The organism is Blautia sp. AF32-4BH, assembly GCF_003460565.1.
Taxonomy (GTDB): domain Bacteria; phylum Bacillota; class Clostridia; order Lachnospirales; family Lachnospiraceae; genus Fusicatenibacter; species Fusicatenibacter saccharivorans.
This window is the reverse complement of sequence record NZ_QTVL01000009.1, coordinates 68,754-86,177: the sequence shown is the minus strand read 5'-3', so window position 1 is coordinate 86,177 and position 17,424 is coordinate 68,754. Positions and strand designations below refer to the sequence as shown.

General features: G+C 45.9%; 15 protein-coding genes and 1 pseudogene. 14 read left to right on the top strand and 2 right to left on the bottom strand.

What is annotated here, in order from left to right:
* Nucleotides 1-115: 115 nt before the first annotated feature.
* From DWZ44_RS12340 to DWZ44_RS12310, 8 genes and pseudogenes are all read left to right on the top strand, one after another.
* Complete coding sequence (locus DWZ44_RS12340) at nucleotides 116-3,223, top strand: glycoside hydrolase family 2 TIM barrel-domain containing protein (protein WP_158565896.1); 3,108 nt, start codon at nucleotides 116-118, stop codon at nucleotides 3,221-3,223.
* 57 nt (nucleotides 3,224-3,280) lie between these two features.
* Nucleotides 3,281-3,694, top strand: a complete 414-nt coding sequence (locus DWZ44_RS12335; protein WP_147342480.1) for an SGNH/GDSL hydrolase family protein — start codon at nucleotides 3,281-3,283, stop codon at nucleotides 3,692-3,694.
* Between the two features lie 174 nt (nucleotides 3,695-3,868).
* On the top strand, nucleotides 3,869-4,915 hold the full coding sequence (locus tag DWZ44_RS12330) for an electron transporter RnfD (RefSeq protein ID WP_117804972.1): 1,047 nt from the start codon (nucleotides 3,869-3,871) through the stop codon (nucleotides 4,913-4,915).
* A gap of 27 nt (nucleotides 4,916-4,942) precedes the next feature.
* Nucleotides 4,943-5,536, top strand: a complete 594-nt coding sequence (locus DWZ44_RS12325; protein WP_117804971.1) for a family 1 glycosylhydrolase — start codon at nucleotides 4,943-4,945, stop codon at nucleotides 5,534-5,536.
* Nucleotides 5,537-5,695: 159 nt separating this feature from the next.
* Nucleotides 5,696-6,571, top strand: coding sequence for a phosphoribosylaminoimidazolesuccinocarboxamide synthase (locus tag DWZ44_RS12320; RefSeq protein WP_055217859.1), 876 nt, complete (start codon nucleotides 5,696-5,698; stop codon nucleotides 6,569-6,571).
* Nucleotides 6,572-6,724: 153 nt separating this feature from the next.
* On the top strand, nucleotides 6,725-7,219 hold the full coding sequence (locus tag DWZ44_RS12315; protein ID WP_117508936.1) for an HD domain-containing protein: 495 nt from the start codon (nucleotides 6,725-6,727) through the stop codon (nucleotides 7,217-7,219).
* Nucleotides 7,220-7,265: 46 nt separating this feature from the next.
* Entirely contained in the window at nucleotides 7,266-7,430 is a 165-nt protein-coding gene (locus DWZ44_RS18240; RefSeq protein ID WP_022462877.1) for a hypothetical protein, read from the top strand.
* Nucleotides 7,431-7,574: pseudogene (locus DWZ44_RS12310) on the top strand (aldo/keto reductase); the annotation flags it as partial.
* 168 nt (nucleotides 7,575-7,742) lie between these two features.
* Here DWZ44_RS12310 and DWZ44_RS12305 read toward each other — a convergent pair.
* Entirely contained in the window at nucleotides 7,743-9,440 is a 1,698-nt protein-coding gene (locus tag DWZ44_RS12305) for a carbon starvation CstA family protein (RefSeq protein WP_022462875.1), read from the bottom strand.
* Between the two features lie 607 nt (nucleotides 9,441-10,047).
* Here DWZ44_RS12305 and DWZ44_RS12300 point away from each other — a divergent pair.
* The 4 genes from DWZ44_RS12300 (at nucleotide 10,048) to DWZ44_RS12280 (ending at nucleotide 14,642) form a co-directional block, all read left to right on the top strand.
* Nucleotides 10,048-11,781, top strand: coding sequence for a glycoside hydrolase family 5 protein (locus DWZ44_RS12300; RefSeq protein WP_117804970.1), 1,734 nt, complete (start codon nucleotides 10,048-10,050; stop codon nucleotides 11,779-11,781).
* Between the two features lie 195 nt (nucleotides 11,782-11,976).
* Nucleotides 11,977-12,195 (top strand): cation transporter, encoded by a 219-nt coding sequence (locus DWZ44_RS12295; RefSeq protein ID WP_055266075.1) that lies wholly within the window; start codon nucleotides 11,977-11,979, stop codon nucleotides 12,193-12,195.
* A gap of 186 nt (nucleotides 12,196-12,381) precedes the next feature.
* Complete coding sequence (locus tag DWZ44_RS12285; RefSeq protein WP_117804969.1) at nucleotides 12,382-14,250, top strand: heavy metal translocating P-type ATPase; 1,869 nt, start codon at nucleotides 12,382-12,384, stop codon at nucleotides 14,248-14,250.
* 17 nt (nucleotides 14,251-14,267) lie between these two features.
* Nucleotides 14,268-14,642 carry an ArsR/SmtB family transcription factor gene (locus DWZ44_RS12280; RefSeq protein WP_117761503.1) on the top strand — a complete coding sequence of 125 codons (375 nt, stop codon included), beginning with the start codon at nucleotides 14,268-14,270 and terminating at the stop codon, nucleotides 14,640-14,642.
* 193 nt (nucleotides 14,643-14,835) lie between these two features.
* Here the strand turns inward: DWZ44_RS12280 and DWZ44_RS12275 are convergent, their stop codons facing one another.
* Nucleotides 14,836-15,210, bottom strand: a complete 375-nt coding sequence (locus DWZ44_RS12275) for a LysM peptidoglycan-binding domain-containing protein (RefSeq protein ID WP_022462870.1) — start codon at nucleotides 15,208-15,210, stop codon at nucleotides 14,836-14,838.
* A 253-nt stretch (nucleotides 15,211-15,463) separates the two neighbouring features.
* On the opposite strand from DWZ44_RS12275, the gene lexA reads away from it, so the two are divergent.
* The gene (lexA, locus tag DWZ44_RS12270; RefSeq protein ID WP_055217843.1) at nucleotides 15,464-16,132 is read left to right on the top strand and encodes a transcriptional repressor LexA; all 669 of its coding nucleotides are present in this window, start codon (nucleotides 15,464-15,466) and stop codon (nucleotides 16,130-16,132) included.
* Nucleotides 16,133-16,338: 206 nt separating this feature from the next.
* On the top strand, nucleotides 16,339-17,415 hold the full coding sequence (locus DWZ44_RS12265) for a tyrosine-type recombinase/integrase (protein WP_022462868.1): 1,077 nt from the start codon (nucleotides 16,339-16,341) through the stop codon (nucleotides 17,413-17,415).
* Nucleotides 17,416-17,424: the final 9 nt, after the last annotated feature.

Here is a 17,424-nt window from a genome sequence, read left to right as displayed (position 1 = left end):
GAAAATCCACAGATGTATTATATCACAGGAAAGCAAAAAAGGAACACCAATCTGGATAAAAAGAAGAGAGGCAGTCGGAAAATGCGAAAGCAAAGGCAAGGAGGGTTTCAAGAACATGAGACAGACAAGAGACTGGGAAAATCAGTATATAACGCAGAAAAATCATTATCCGATGCATACGCCGTATGGTGCGTATGAGACGGTAGAGCAGGCGCTCGCCGGAAATCGGAACGCGTCCCGCTTTGTAATGGATCTGAACGGAGACTGGAAATTCAAAATGTATCCGTCACCGGAAGCGGTGGAAGCATTTTATGAAGAGAATTTCGATCACGCAGCATGGGATACGATTCCGGTGCCGTCCAACTGGGAATTGCAGGGATATGGAAAGCCGGTTTACACCAATATGCTGTATCCGTTCAAACGGGAGGCAAATGGCGAAGCATTTGAGATCGAGATTATCGAAGGCACCTACGAGCTGAATGCGCCGTATGTGCCGGAGAAAAATCTGACTGGCTGCTATTTCAGAACCTTCGAGGTTCCAACAGACTATATTGGCAGACAGCTTCTCATCGATTTCGGCGGTGTGGAGTCCTGCTTCTATCTCTGGGTCAACGGAAAACAGGTGGGGTATTCCCAGGACAGCAAAGTGAACGCGGAATTTGACATCACCGAATATGTGCAGGAGGGAACGAACACCCTCGCCGTACAGGTGATGCGCTACTGTGACGGTACTTACCTGGAAGATCAGGATTACTGGCATCTGTCCGGTATCTACCGCGATGTCCGCCTCGTATCGAAACCGGTGCAGCACATCCTGGACTATAAGGCAGAGACACTGTTCACACACCCGGATTACACGAAAGCTACTCTCTCTGTCACGATCTGGCCGGACAACTCCAAACCGTTGTACGGCGAGTATCATGCCAAAGTGACGCTGTATGATGCAGAACAGAACAAAGTAACCGAGATGGCTTCGAGACCGTTTGCTGAGTGCGGCTTCTATCTGATGCCGAAATTTATCGCAACCGTTACTGCTCCGGTAGAGAACCCGGCACTCTGGACTGCAGAGACTCCGACACTTTACACCCTCGTTGTCGAGCTGCAGAACAAAGAGAATGAGACGGTTGATATCGAGAGCTGCAAGGTCGGCTTCCGCCAGGTGGAGATCAACGGCCGCGGCGTTCTGACCCTGAACGGCAAGCGCCTTGTGATCCGCGGCGTAGACCGCCACGATTTTTGCGCCGAGACGGGACGTACCGTTTCTGAGGAGCAGATGCGAAAAGAAATTGCTGTAATGAAACGTCTCAATTTCAACGCCGTCCGCACCAGCCATTATCCGAACGCGGTGAAATGGTATGATCTGTGTGACGAGCTTGGCATTTACCTTGTCGATGAGACAAATCTTGAGACGCACGGTTACGGCGGACAGCTCAGTGCATCCGCTGAGTGGACAGCCGCTTATCTGGAGCGTGCAACCCGTATGGTACTGCGTGATAAAAACCATCCTTCCATCGTCTTGTGGTCCCTTGGAAATGAATCCGGTGCCGGGGCGAATCATGCCGCGATGCACGGCTGGATCCGCGAATACGACAAGACAAGATACGTTCAGTATGAGTCCGGCAACCCAAAGAGTAATATTTCCGACGTTATCTGCCCAATGTATCCGACGATGAGCTGGCTTGAGGATGTGATGGCAGACGATTCCGATCTCCGCCCGTTCATTATGTGTGAATACGCTTATGCAAAGAGTAACAGCAACGGAAATTTCAAGGAGTTTTGGGACTATGTCAATAAATACCCGCGTTTCCAGGGCGGCTTTATCTGGGATTTCGCGGACAAGGCGATTGCGATCCACGAGGAGGACGGAAATATCAAATACGGCTACGGCGGAGCGTTCGGAGAGGATGTGACCGATCCGGTTCCGGATATGTGTCTGAATGGTGTTGTCTTTGCCGATCTTTCCTATAAACCGGGCGCCTATGAGGTGAGAAACGGCCAGTCCCCGGTTACGATTGAGCAGGTGAAAAATCCATATACCGGCGAAACTATATGGGTGCTGGCAAACCGCTACCATACCCTCGATCTTTCTCATCTGCAGGTGCGCTATGAAATTGTGCAGAACGGCGAAACGCTTGCAAAAGGCAGCTATCCGGCATTTTACACGGCAGCCGGAACAACAGAGACGCTTCCGCTTCCGGAGCTTCCGGCGAAACTGCATGGCGAGGCGTATGTAAATTATTACGTTGAGCTTGCCCAAGATACCTTCTATGCACCGGCGGGAACAGAACTATACCGCCGTCAGATTCCGGTTACTACAGGTGTTTATCTGGCAGACGAGAAAACGATTGTGGAGAAACCACTGACCGTAGCGGAGGATGAAAATCATGTTCGCATCACCGGCGAAGAGACCGAAATTATCTTTGATAAAAAGACAGGTGAATTTACCAGATATCAGGCAAAGAGCGTTTCTTTTATGACCGGCGGAAAAGATGAATTTTATCGTGCCCCAACCGGTATTGATGAGGGAACCCATGAAAGTGATTACGATGATATCTGGCGCGCGGAAGGTCTGGATCGTCTGAAAAAGAAAGTACAGTCAGTATCGGCTGTCAGTGCCGGAAATCAGGTGCTTCTTGAAGTGCAGGCTTCCTATACCGCGGAGCCGGACAACGCAGTACTCTTTACCGCTCATACTCTGTATCGCATCGGCAGTGAGGGAATGGAGCTGAAAAACGAAGTAACAAACAACAGCGGCCTTGAGACCATCGCAAGAGTCGGACAGTCGTTCTGCCTTCCTGCAGCGTTTGATACGCTCAGCTGGTATGGAAAAGGACCCTGGGAGACGTATGCAGACCGAAAGGACGCAGCTTTTACCGGATTTTACACATCTTCTGTAGCAGAACAGCACGTTCCGTTTGTAGTACCTTGCGAATGCGGTGGCCATGAGGATACGCGATTTGCCGTTCTTTCAGATGGAACACATACTGTTCAGATTGTAGGCAGTGATGATTTCCATTTCAGTGCGCTTCCATATTCTATGGCAGAATATCGAAAAGCCGCATATGAGGAAGAACTTCCGGAGCATACGACAGGAACCTGGCTGATCCTGGATGCAGCACACGCAGGCCTTGGCGGAGATACCGGCTGGACGAAAAATATTCACCCGGAATATCGTGTATGCAAGGGAAGATACAGCTATACGTTCCGTTTCCATTTCGCATAAAAGAAAAAATCGGCCAACTGCCTATTGGATTCTTACGGAACAAATTACAGATTTCTCGTGAATGCTGCAAAGGTTGAAGCAAGAGATACGATTTATCAGCGAATGAAGGCTGGTGAATATATAAGGGAAGAACTTACACCAGATGGACTTCATCCAAATGATAAAGGACACAAACTTGTTGCAGAAGAAATTGAAAAATTCCTTGAAAGCGTGAAAGCAGAATTAGAAGTTGAGGAAAAAGAACCTGTTTTTCCGAAGGCAATGACGGAGAATGCATACGAGAATGCAAAACGCCTGACAATCCGTGAAATTTCACCAAAACTTTGCGGATTTCATGCAGATATGGAAGAGAAAACAGGACATCTTGATCATTTTAAAAATGGATGGATCGGGAAAAAAGCCGGGGATTCTATTCATTTTGAGGTGACTGCTTCCTGCAGTGCAGTGGAGAAAAGAAAATTCATACGGTAGATATAACAATTCTTCCGGAAGAGGTAACGGATACAACTCCATTTTATCTGATGTCATTAATTATTGCATAAGATTTTTGAAGGAGAGGTTTCTGGAGATTGAGACAGCAGCACTTGGAAATGAAGCTGGAATGATCGGTGCAGCAAGTTTACTGTAAAATATGGAGGAGATAAGATGAGAATTAATCCTGATAATAAAAAAATACGTTATAGCGGAAGGATTGACTGGGCGAATCCAAAAGAACCAATCTGGGTTTATCCATGTACATCTGTGGAATTTAAATTTACAGGAAAATATTTGAAAATTTTCCTGAGAAACAAAAATGAATACTGGCAGAATTATCTTGGATGTATTTTAGATGGAGTGCAGTCGTGTTATTATCTGGATAACGAGAAAGAGAATGAAATAGAGATTCGTGTTCCTGAGAATGAAAACGGAGAACATCATGTTCTTTTCTTTAAACGTCAGGATTCCTGCCATGAGATGCACATCCTTGGATTTGAAATTGAAGACGGAGCAAAATTATTGGAACTTCCGGATGCACAGACAAGAAAAATTGAAGTTTACGGAGATTCTGTATCAGCAGGAGAAGTGACAGAAGCAGTGGATTATACAGGAAAGACGGACCCTGAACATCAGGGAGGTTATTCTAACAGCTGGTATTCCTATGCATGGATGACAGCACGTATGCTGAATGCACAGATCCATGATATCGCACAGGGCGGAATTGCATTGCTGGATGGACAAGGCTGGTTCCATGAGCCGGATCAGATTGGAATGGAAAGTGCCTGGAATAAAATCCGCTTCAATAAAACATTTGGTGAACTGACAGAATGGGATTTTAATCAGTATACACCGCAGGTTGTTGTCGTGGCAATTGGCCAGAATGATAATCATCCGTTTGATTACATGTCAGAAGACTATATGTGTGAGAAAGCAATTCTTTGGAGAGAACACTATACAGAATTTTTAAAAAAACTGCGTCAGGTATATCCGAAGGCATCGGTCATCTGCTGTACGACATTGCTTGAGCATGACAGTTCTTGGGACAAAGCAATTGACGATGTAGTGGTTTCTATGGGAGACAGTAAGATTTCCCATTGTATCTTTAAAAGAAACGGAGCAGCGACTCCAGGACATCTCAGAATTCCAGAAACCTATGAGATGGCGAGAGAACTTGCTGATTATATAGAGAATCTGGGAATCGAGGAATGGAAATAATTAGAATAGTAGAGTAATAAGAGGAAGATATCCTGGTGGTCTGATCCGGTTTTATTAGGACATTATCCGGATGAGGGATTGGTGCGTTATGAAAAATATCTTCCGAAAATCACAGAAGAAGATATGCGTCTGATCTCAGAACCGATCGATATCTATGGACAGAATATTTATAATGGAAGATGCGTCCGTATGGGGGAAGACGGAAAGCCACAGGAGGTTTGCCGATATGAAGGATTTCCTAAAACTGCGATCCAATGGCCGGTAACACCGGAATGTCTGCAGTGGGGACCGAAGTTTTTATATGAAAGATATCATAAGCCAATTTACATCACAGAGAACGGATTATCCTGCCATGATGTGATCTCATTAGATGGAAAAGTGCATGATCCAAACAGAATTGATTTTCTTGCAAGATATTTGCGAGAACTGAGAAAAGCAGCAGAGGAAGCGGATATCAGAGGATATTTCCAGTGGTCTTTGATGGATAATTTTGAATGGGCCAAAGGTTACTCATATCGATTTGGACTCGTATATGTGGACTACAGAAATCAGGAGAGAATTATGAAAGATTCCGCATTCCGGTATAAACACGTGATAGAAACAAACGGAGCAGAATTATAAATGGAAATAAAAGATCCCTTTTGGGGTTTATTTAGTAGCGTTAATAATAAATACTTGACAATTTATAAGGAGTGGTGTAGGGTAAAGGTGTCAAAGGAATTTCACCGGATTGGGTGTAATTCCGTTCACTATCCTATACGAAAAGAAGAGGTATTCATGATGAAAGAATTAAAGCCAATCAAAGAGGGTAAGGTACGCGAGATTTATGATAACGGCGACAGCCTGATCATGGTAGCAACCGACCGTATTAGCTGTTTTGATGTCATTCTGAACAATGTGGTAACAAAAAAAGGTACCGTTCTGACCCAGATGTCCAAATTCTGGTTCGATCTGACAGAAGACATCCTTCCGAATCATATGATCTCTGTAGACGTAAAAGACATGCCGGAATTTTTCCAGCAGGAGAAATTTGACGGAAACAGCATGATGTGCCGTAAGCTGGAAATGCTTCCTATCGAGTGCATTGTCCGCGGCTACATTACCGGAAGCGGCTGGGCAAGCTATCAGAAAACAGGAAAAGTATGTGGCATCGAGCTTCCGGAAGGATTAAAAGAATCTGACAAGCTTCCTGAGCCAATCTACACTCCGTCCACAAAGGCTGAAATCGGAGATCATGACGAAAATATCTCTTATGAGCAGAGCATCGCCCATCTGGAAAAATACTTCCCGGGAAAAGGAGCCGAGTATGCAGAGAAGCTTCGCGACTACACCATCGCTCTGTATAAAAAATGTGCCGATTATGCTTTAAGCAAAGGCATTATCATTGCAGACACAAAATTTGAGTTTGGTCTTGATGAAAACGGAAATATCGTAATCGGCGACGAGATGCTGACTCCGGACAGCTCCCGCTTCTGGCCTGCAGATGGTTATGAACCAGGCCATGGTCAGCCATCTTTTGACAAACAGTTCGCGCGCGACTGGCTCAAAGCCAACGATGGAAACCACGACTGGACTCTGCCGCAGGAAATCGTAGACAAGACGATCGAGAAATATCTTCAGGCATATGAGATGCTGACAGGAAAACCGCTGGCATAAAGAACATCATAGTGTTAAAAAGCTACAGGAGGCAGGTTCTGCCTCCTGTTTTTGCATATTTTGTGATAAGATCAGATGATAATCTGATACTCAAATGCGTGAAACATGTGATATAATGGGAAGAAAGACAGGATGCGAAGGAGGAAACACGATATGAAAATTGCTGCTGCAATTGAAAAAATGACAGATTTTTATAAGGGAAATATTCATGATATTTATCATTTTCTGAAGGTATGGGCCTTTGCAAAGAACATCGGCGAGGCGGAAGGACTGGATCCAAAAACACAGGAAACGCTGGAGATGGCAGCTGTTGTCCATGATATTGCCTGCCCGCTGTGTCGGGAAAAATACGGAAATACCAGCGGAAAGCATCAGGAAGAGGAAAGTGCGCCGCTCGTTGCAGAATTTTTCAAAGATGTACCGGCAGGAGAACTGGATGTCGAACGCATCACATGGCTGGTTACGCATCATCATACCTATACAAATGTAGAGGGAATGGATTACCAGATCCTGCTGGAAGCCGATTTTCTGGTCAATGCCGGCGAGAGCGAATATTCAAAACAGGCGATTGAAAATTTCTGCAGAAAAGTATTTCGGACGGAAGCGGGAACGCATCTGTTGAAGAGTATGTTTCCGGAGAAGGAATAAGGTCATGAAGTGTGACATCCTCCACCACCTCTACAGGTGGTGGAGGATGTCACTTTTACAGCAGGACAGCCGGGGGCATTTAACCTTTATGGCGGTCAACCGGGAGATCCCGAAGTATCTGGATGCTACCTTATGGAACAGGGGATTTGTGGATACAAACGGCAAATACTATGAGCTTTGGAATGCGCAGGCACAGTATTATACGGAGTAAAATTTTGGCAATCTGTCGGCAGAAGCCATTCACAGAGAGATTGACGGTACACTGAAACGGCTGGGAACAGATTATCTGGATCTGTATATCATTCACCGTTTTGACTACGAAACTCCGATTGAGGAAACAATGGAAGCCCTGAATGTATGACCGCACTGGCATGGCAATGGGCGAAGGGAGTCAGCTCCCCGATTATCGGTGCGACCAAGGCGGCAATTGTTTCGTAAAAAACTATGGCATGTAAAACGCCGTCAGACTTGTTGTAGTCTGACGGCGTTTTACGTTAGGAAGCTCTTTGAAGAAACATCTATATTATTTCGTTTCCTGTCCCGCTTTCTTCCGGAACAGTTCTTTTCCACAGCTGATGACAATGATGACACCAAGAACCATCAGCAGAATGGCGATGATGAGCTGCAGTCCCTCAACGAGGAAGACAGCGGTTCCTGCTCCATACGCTTTTACAAGTGCAATGACACGCTCTACCAGTGCGGTAAAGGTGACACAGAGCATGATGATGAGCGGCGGGAACAGGGTTCTGTTTTCACGGCCGGTGACTTTCAGGAAGACACAGAGCGTGATCAGAACGAGTGCACTCAGCATCTGGTTTGCACTTCCGAACAGCGGCCAGATATTGGCATATCCGATCTGGGTCAGGATGTAGCCGCAGAGCAGAGTAACAATGGTAGAGAAATATTTATTGCAGAGCAGCTTTCTCCATCCGGCAGCATGTTCCATATCATCGACAGTGAACAGTTCCTGGAAGGACATACGGCCGATTCGTGCAACGGAGTCAAGACTGGTAAGTGCCAGCGCCGATACACACATCGTCATGAAGCACTGTGCTCCGTATACCGGGATGCCGAACATTTCCAGAAATCCGGCAACACCGGAAGAAAAGATCGCAAATGGCGTTCCGACAGCAGCCGTACCGTCTGCAGAAGCAGCAGCACCGGCAACGCAGAGGGCGAGGACGGCAAGCAGGCTCTCCAGAACCATAGCTCCGTATCCGACTTTCTGCATATCTTTTTCATTCGCAATGGTTTTCGAAGAGGTTCCAGACGATACCAGGCTGTGGAATCCGGAAACAGCACCACAGGCAACGGTGACAAACAGGATCGGGAACAGATCTCCGGATGCCGCATTGTGGAAACCGGTGTACATTGGAAGATTCATTTTCGGGTGTGCAACAACAAGTCCGACAACAGCGCCAAGGATCATGCCGGCAAACATAAAGGTTGTCATAAAGTCACGCGGCTGCATCAGAAGCCACATCGGAAGGACAGCGGCAAGAAAGATGTAGGCAAATACCAGATAAGTCCAGGTTGCTTTGCTTGTTACAAGCGGTACATTCATGCCGATTGCAAAAGCTGCAACGGTGCATGCAAGGCCGAGTACCATTTCTTTCCAGCCTTTCCACTGCAGTTTTTTCTGGAGCAGTCCGAAGACAACAGCAAAAGCGATAAACAGCAGGGAGATGCTTCCGGCAGCGCCGTTTACAGTTGCCTGGGCAGAAAGCTTTGTGACGCCGTCAACCGTTTCGTAAGCATTAAATGTTCCGGCAACCATATCGGCAAAGGCGGCGATAACGATCAGTGTAAAGAGCCAGCAGAAGAGAAGAAACAGTTTTTTTCCTGTTTTGCCGATGTATTTCTCAATGAGAAGTCCCATGGATTTTCCTTCGTTTTTGACACTCGCATACAGCGCACCGAAATCGGTAACAGCACCAAAGAAGATACCGCCGATCAGGATCCATAAAAGGACGGGAACCCATCCAAAGACAGCGGCCTGAATGGCACCGGTGACAGGGCCTGCACCTGCGATTGAAGAAAACTGATGGGCGAATACGGTCCATCCATCGGTAGGGACGTAATCCTGACCGTCATTTTTTGCAACGGCAGGTGTTTTTGCTTTGGGATCGATGCCCCATTTCTTTGCCAGCCAGCTTCCGTAGAAGGTATAACCTGCTATCAGACATACAGCGGCGATCAGTACAATAACCAACGTGTTCATAATAAAATTCCTCCTCGTTCAAAAATGATATTTCCAGTTTACATGGATTTCAAATGGAAAAAGAAAAGGGAAAAGGCAATTGTGTTGGTATGCTTGGAAACAAAAAAAGCTTCGTCTCCCTGACTTATGCAAGAAGACGAAGCTTTCAAAAAACGCTCCGCGTTACCACTTCTAATTATCGGCTGTTTCTTTTGGTCGATCACTCAGACAAGATCCCCGAAACCATTTGATACACTTTCCGGTGAATCTCTTCTCTGCTAACGGTGAGAGGCCGGTCCGGACTACTTTCCATTTCTGGTTTCGTCTGTACAGCTCACAGGGGATTGTTCTTTGGGATACCTGCCATCTCGCACCAGCCGATGGTTCTCTGCAAAGGCTCACCCGAAAAATGTTGTCCTGCTCATTGCTTTTTTCTGATCCCTTTTTTCTTTTGAACACTTTGCATTATAGTCTCATTTTTCGGTTTGTCAAGCAATTTTAAAAAAAATATCATGTTTTTTCCCTGAAAATAGTAAAAATCTATTTCTTGACACAGAAAACCAGAATTTTTATAATAGAAGAAAAAGCGCAGAACCAGAAGGCTTCTGCGGAAAGGTGGTATTTTTGTATGGGGTATTATGACAAAGAACGTGTAAGGGGATTTTTGCACAATCAGGACGGTATTATTGTGAATGATTTCGGAGAAGAGGTGATTCTCCGCGGCTGGGGCATGGGAAACTGGGATAATCCGGAAGGATTTATGCTCGGCACCCAGAGCGGCTTTGGACTGTTCGAGCCTGGAAAATATGCGCCGATGGGACGTATGGACCGTGGAAGAAGTATGGACCAGATTCTACGGGAGACCTGCGGAACGAAATATGCGGAGGAGTTCTGGAAACGCTGGAGACGGCTGTATCTGACGGAGGAGGATATTGCACTTCTCTCCAGACGCGGTTACAATTCCGTGCGTCTGCCGATCCGCGCAGGAAGCTTTCTGTATGAGGAGCCGGGGATTACGTATAATGAAGATTCCTTTGCCATGCTGAATGATGTTCTCGACTGGTGTGAGACGTATCAGGTTTATGCTGTCGTAGATTTCCATGCGGCAACGGCAGGCCAGTCCGGAATTCCGTGTGATGACGGCGTGGACAATGGACAGCATCTGTATGACGATGAAGAATCGATGGAGCGGATGTTTCTTCTGATGGAAGAGTTTATGAGAAGATACAAAGACCGCTGGATCATCGGCGCATATGACTGTATCAACGAGCCGATCTCCATGACGCCGCGCCGCGAGGAGCTGACACCGAAGCTGGTCTATTTTTACGAGAAAATGATCCGCCGCTGCAGAAAGATCGACCAGAAACACTTATTTTTGCTGAATGGTACACAGTTTTCCTCTCTTACATATTTCTTTGATCATGAGTTTGACCCGGAATACCACAACTGGGGCATCAGTCTTCATGCGTATGAGATGGTTGTTCCGGAGGTAGCTTCTCTTGCCAGTGTTCTCCGTACCTGCCGGGAACAGAAGATCTGCCTGTGGATGGGCGAGACAGGAGGAAGAAATGAGCACGCATGGCAGACAACGATGTATGAGATTCTTGCCGAGTACCACGCCGGTTATAATCTGTGGTGCTGGAAAACGGTAGAGGGAGCAGGATGTGCTTCGATTCTGAACTTTAATGTTCCGGATGAATGGCATCTGATTACCGATTATGCAATTAATGGAGCTGCAAAACCGTCCTACGAGCATGCGCAGGCCATCTGGGACAGCTACCTGGAATGCCTGGCGGTCGATAAATGCAAAGAAAATACGCAGTATCATCCTTATCTGCTTCGAGAGGGCAATTTTGAGATCCCGGCGATCGGCTACAACGCGCTGCCGATGGATTCACACCGTGGTCTTAGTGATCTTCCGAATGCTGCAGGATATCGTCTGTATGACCGGTTTGAATTGGTTTATGAAAAAGGATATCATCCTGAACCGGCCGGGTTTGCCGCACCGGGTCCGATCAAACATCCGAGAGATCATGTACAGCTTCAGCTGGGAGCAGGAGAGTATGCTTCCTATACAATCCGTGAAAAAGAAACCTATACCGTTTCTGTAACTTACTGTGCAGACAAAGAGGTGAAGGTACAGGCAGCTATTCAGGGAGAGACTCTTTTTGAAGGGGTAATGCCTCCTGCCGGTGAGAAAGTAACTTCGGATGTTCATCCATATTTTGCATATGAAACAGCACCGAACACACTCGAACGGTTCACACTCGGTACCGTTACAGGAGAAGGCATTCTGAAAATAGAGGTTCTGGACGGATGTGCACGGTTCGGACAGATTGTGATTCGGAAAAGTGAAAAATAGCAGAACATAACGTTTCTTTATGAGGAATAAATAACAGATCTATCTGCCCGCAGGAATCAAAAAAATCCGACGGGCAGATTTTTTTGATTTTTTTCAGTTTTCCATTGACAATTGCATCACTGGTGCTATAATAAAAACAAACATATGAATAAATGTTCATATGAACAGTGAAAATGAAAAAGGAGATCAAAAGCGATGAAGAAAACGTATAAGATCGATGTTGACTGCGCAAACTGTGCAAACAAAATGGAAGAGGCTGCAAAAAACACAGCAGGTGTAAAGGATGCTACCGTAAACTTTATGATGCTCAAAATGATCGTTGAGTTCGAAGACGGACAGGATCCAAAGAGCGTTATGCAGGATGTTCTGAAAAACTGCAAAAAAGTTGAGGATGACTGCGAGATCTTCCTCTAAAATAAAAAACTTTCATCGGCGGATGGAAGAAAAAGCTGGAGCAGAATAGATTCTAAAACCTGTCTGCGGTTCAGCTCGAGAAAAATCCAGTATTTTCTCTCTGGAGCAGCGGATTTGGATCTGTAAATCTCTGGGATGAAATGCTGGATTTTTTCATCCGGCGGTAAGAACAAAGGAGGCATATGTATGAATAAGAAACAGAAAAAGGTTCTCATCCGCGTCATCGTTGCATCGGTTCTTCTGATTCTCTGCGCGGTACTGCCGACAACCGGCTATGTGCGATTTGCAACCTTTATGGTTCCTTATCTGGTCATCGGATACGATATCCTGAAAAAGGCCTGGAAGGGAATCCTGAACAAACAGGTATTTGATGAAAACTTTCTGATGGCTGTTGCAACGGTCGGTGCCATTCTGCTTGGCGAGTATCCGGAGGGCGTAGCCGTTATGCTGTTTTACCAGATCGGCGAACTGTTCCAGAGCTATGCTGTCGGAAAGAGCCGCCGGAACATCAGCGAACTGATGGATATCCGCCCGGATTATGCAAATATCGAGGTAGACGGAAAACTCGAGCAGGTTGATCCGGATGAAGTTGAGGTTGGCACAATCATCGTTGTACAGCCTGGTGAAAAGATTCCGATCGATGGTGTGATCGAAGAAGGAAACACCACACTGAATACCAGTGCCCTGACCGGAGAGAGTGTTCCGCGTGACGCCCGGGAGGGAGACGAAGTCATCAGCGGATGTATCAATATGTCCGGTCTGATTAAAGTAAAAACAACGAAAGAGTTTGGAGAGTCCACCGTATCCAAAATTCTGGACCTTGTGGAAAACTCCAGCTCCAAGAAATCAAGATCCGAGAACTTTATTTCCAAATTTGCGAAATACTATACACCGGCCGTCTGCTACGGTGCGCTGGCGCTGGCAATCCTGCCGCCGCTGGTACGGATGCTGTTTTTAAGTGCCGCTCCTGAGTGGAGCGTATGGATTTACCGTGCGCTGACCTTCCTGGTTATCAGCTGCCCTTGTGCACTGGTCATCAGTATTCCGCTCAGCTTCTTCGCCGGTATCGGCGGCGCAAGCCATGAAGGTGTCCTGGTGAAAGGTTCCAACTATCTGGAAACGCTTTCCCAGACCAAATACGTTGTATTCGATAAAACCGGTACCATGACACAGGGTGTCTTTGAAGTAGCCGGTATTCACCACAATACGATCAGTCAGGAAGATGTTCTGGAATACGCAGCACTTGCTGAGTGTGCTTCGAGCCATCCGATCAGCAAGAGTCTGCAGAGAGCATATGGAAAACTGATCGACCGAAGCCGTGTCACGAACATCGAAGAGATCAGCGGAAACGGTGTAACAGCAAAGGTAGACGGTAAAAATGTCGCTGCCGGAAATGCAAAACTGATGGAGCGCCTTGGCGTTGATTATATCGACTGCCACAGCGTCGGCACCATCGTCCATGTTGCTGTAGACGGCAAGTATGCCGGACATATCCTGATCTGTGATATGATCAAACCGCATGCGAAAGAGGCGATTCAGGCGCTGCGGAAATCCGGTATTAAAAAGACGATTATGCTGACCGGAGACTCCAGGCGGATAGCCGATCAGGTAGCTGCAGATCTTGGAATTGATGAAGTTTACAGCGAACTGCTTCCTGGTGACAAAGTAAGTAAAGTGGAAGAGCTGCTTGCCGCAAAGACAGAAAAAGAAAAACTTGCCTTCGTAGGTGACGGCATCAATGATGCACCGGTACTGTCCCGTGCCGATATCGGTATTGCGATGGGAGCACTTGGTTCCGACGCAGCAATTGAAGCAGCTGATATCGTTCTGATGGACGACGATCCGCTCAAGATTTCCAAAGCAATTCACATTTCCAGAAAATGTATTCACATTGTTTATGAGAATATTTATTTTGCAATTGGTATCAAAGTATTGTTCCTGCTTCTGGGAGCCATCGGTATCGCTAACATGTGGATGGCAATTTTCGCAGATGTCGGAGTTATGATTCTGGCGGTTCTGAATGCAATTCGTGCTCTGTTTGTGAAAAATCTATAGAAAGACGAGGACACAAAATGGCAAAAATCAATCTGGAAGAAGCTGATCTGTGCTGTGACTCCTGTGAGGTTCATGAAAATCTGGTAAAGATTGTCAATGAGACCATGCCGGATGAAACAGAGCTTTACGATCTGGCAGAGCTTTTCAAGGTATTTGGTGATTCCACGCGGATCCAGATCCTGTTTGTCCTGTTTGAGGCAGAGGTATGCGTCTGCGACCTGGCAGAAGCACTGCACATGACACAGTCCGCAATTTCCCACCAGCTTCGCATTCTGAAGCAGAATAAGCTGGTAAAGAGCAGACGAGAAGGAAAATCGGTGTTCTACTCTCTTGCAGATGGTCATGTACGGACAATCATCGCACAGGGACAGGAGCATATTGAAGAGGATTAAAAAAAGCATAAGATAGCAGAAACGTCCCGCAGATGAGAAATTTCATCTGCGGGACGTTTCTGCTTTTCACATTCATTCTTTATTTGGTAAACCATGCTTCCCGAACATGCTGTTTTAGAAGGTTCCGTGCATTTTGGAAGCTGTTTTTTTACTTTGTTTACATAACAGAATTATGTAAAGCATTTCTTGAATTTCATGATTTATACTCCTCGGAGTAATACGGAATGCAGAGATACATACCGTCCGTGATCTGGTTGGAACTCAGGTGATTAATCTCACGGACCTCAGCAATGTAACTGGAAATATCGGAGTATTCTTCTGTACGGTATTCTTTGGCGATGTCCCACAGTGTATCGCCGGAAGAAACGCGGATACTGGTGTAGTATTTGTAGGTTGGAGCTTTCGGCTCACTGTCTGCCTGCGTATTCTGCGGCGTGAAGTGGAAGATTAAAAGAAATGTGACGGCAACCAGAGACAGGAGAGCGGCGGCTGCGCGGATCTGCAGTTTTCTTCTCTGGATTTTTCGTCTTTCTCTCAGTGATTTTCTTTTCTTTGCATTGGTACTCATGTAAAATTCCCCCTTGATTTGTGATAGAAGAGTAGTTGTGCTATGTGAACATTTGTTCTTTCGAATATATGTTCATTATAATAAAAGAACGTATGTTTGTCAATACGAAATACGAACAAATTTTCGAAACTTTTGTTTGCGTTCCGGTGGGATTTATGGTAAAATTTATTTGGTATATTTTAAGCAAATATCGTATAGAAAGAGGGGACTACCCTAATTCATATAAAAAACGAAACGACAGGAGGAACATACGATGGCTGGAGACAAAAATAAACTGACAGAGAAACAGAGACAGATTCTCGAATATTTAAAACAGGAAATTTTGCAGAGAGGATTCCCGCCGTCTGTGCGTGAGATCTGCGAAGCGGTTTCCCTTCGTTCTACATCCTCGGTACATGCACATCTGGAAACACTGGAGCGGAAAGGCTATATCAAACGAGATGCAACAAAACCGAGAGCCATTGAAATCTGCGATGAAGGATTCCATACCGGCCGCCTTGGTGCAATCCAGGGAATTGCATCGGAAGACACCGCATCCCAGAGTGAGGTTGCACAGATTCCGCTGATCGGCAAAGTAGCTGCCGGAGAACCGATTCTTGCGGTAGAGAATATTGAAGGATATTTCCCAATGCCGGTAGACCGTCTGCCAAACGCAGAAACGTTCCTTTTAAAGGTACAGGGCGAAAGCATGGTAAATGCAGGTATTTTAGACGGTGACCTTGTTCTTGTGGAACAACAGGCAACTGCGGAAAATGGAGAAAAAATTGTCGCTCTGGTCAATGATTCCGCTACAGTAAAAACATTCTACAAGGAAGACGGTTATTTCCGCCTGCAGCCGGAAAACGATGAGATGGATCCGATCCTTGTGAATGATCTGCAGATCGTAGGAAAGGTAATCGGAGTATTAAGATTTTTATCCTGAAAAATAAAAGAAGAAAATAAAAAATGTTGTGAAAAAACGAACAAGAAATCGGCCTGTAAAATTCGGCGGTTTCAGAGGAAAAACCGGTGATTTCTGAAAGTAACTCTTCAACTATTCGAAAAACCTGCGTTTCCCGAATAGTTATATAGAAGAAATACTTCTTTCATTTTCCCGGTTTTTCTGTTTAGAAAGGCTCATTTGCGGTTATGAAATCAAAAATTACGTATCACGAACAAACCGATATGGAAAATACACTGAAGCTCCGCGAGGTTCTGAAGACGCTTCCCTCTTTTACTTCCGAATTTTTCCGCGGCATCAGCACAACGACATCGACCAGCACACGGATCAAATATGCATATGACCTTCGGATCTTTTTTCAGTATCTGCAGAAAGAAAATCCGGAACTTGCCAAAATTCCCATGGATCAGATGTCCGTTGATGTGCTTGACCAGGTCACTGCACTTGATCTTGAGGAATACACAGAATATTTAAAGGCTTATATCGGTTCCCAGGAATCTTATACCACCAACGGGGAAAAAGGACTGAAACGAAAATTGTCGGCACTTCGGACGTTCTATTCCTATTATTTCAAAAAGGAACTGATTGAGACAAATCCTACGCTGCTTATCGATATGCCGAAGCTCCATGAAAAAGAAATTATCCGTCTGGAGCCAAATGAGGTTGCGGAGCTTCTCGATTTTATTGAATCCTGCGGCGACGGGCTGAGCAATCATCAGCGGGCCTACTATGAAAAAACAAAGGAACGTGATTTTGCAATCATTACTCTTCTGCTTGGCACGGGAATCCGTGTGTCGGAATGTGTCGGGTTAGATATTGAGGATGTCGATTTTAAAAACAATGGCATCAAAGTGCTTCGAAAAGGTGGAAATGAAATGTTTGTCTACTTTGGAGATGAAGTTGCCGAGGCACTGAAAAAGTATATCGAAGTCCGCGCAGGTATTACGCCTGTGGCAGGACACGAACACGCACTCTTCTATTCGGCGCAGAGAAAACGGATCAACGTCAAGACGGTGGAAAATCTGGTGAAGAAATATGCGTCCCAGGTGACGACAACGAAGAAAATTACGCCGCATAAACTGCGTAGTACGTACGGTACGACGCTGTATCAGGAAACAGGCGATATTTATCTTGTTGCGGATGTTCTCGGCCATAAGGATGTCAATACGACGAAGAAGCATTATGCTGCCATGGACGATGCAAGGCGCCGTCAGGCTGCCACAGCGGTACGGCTGCGGGAGTCCATGCCGGAGCATGAGGAATAAAAACATATC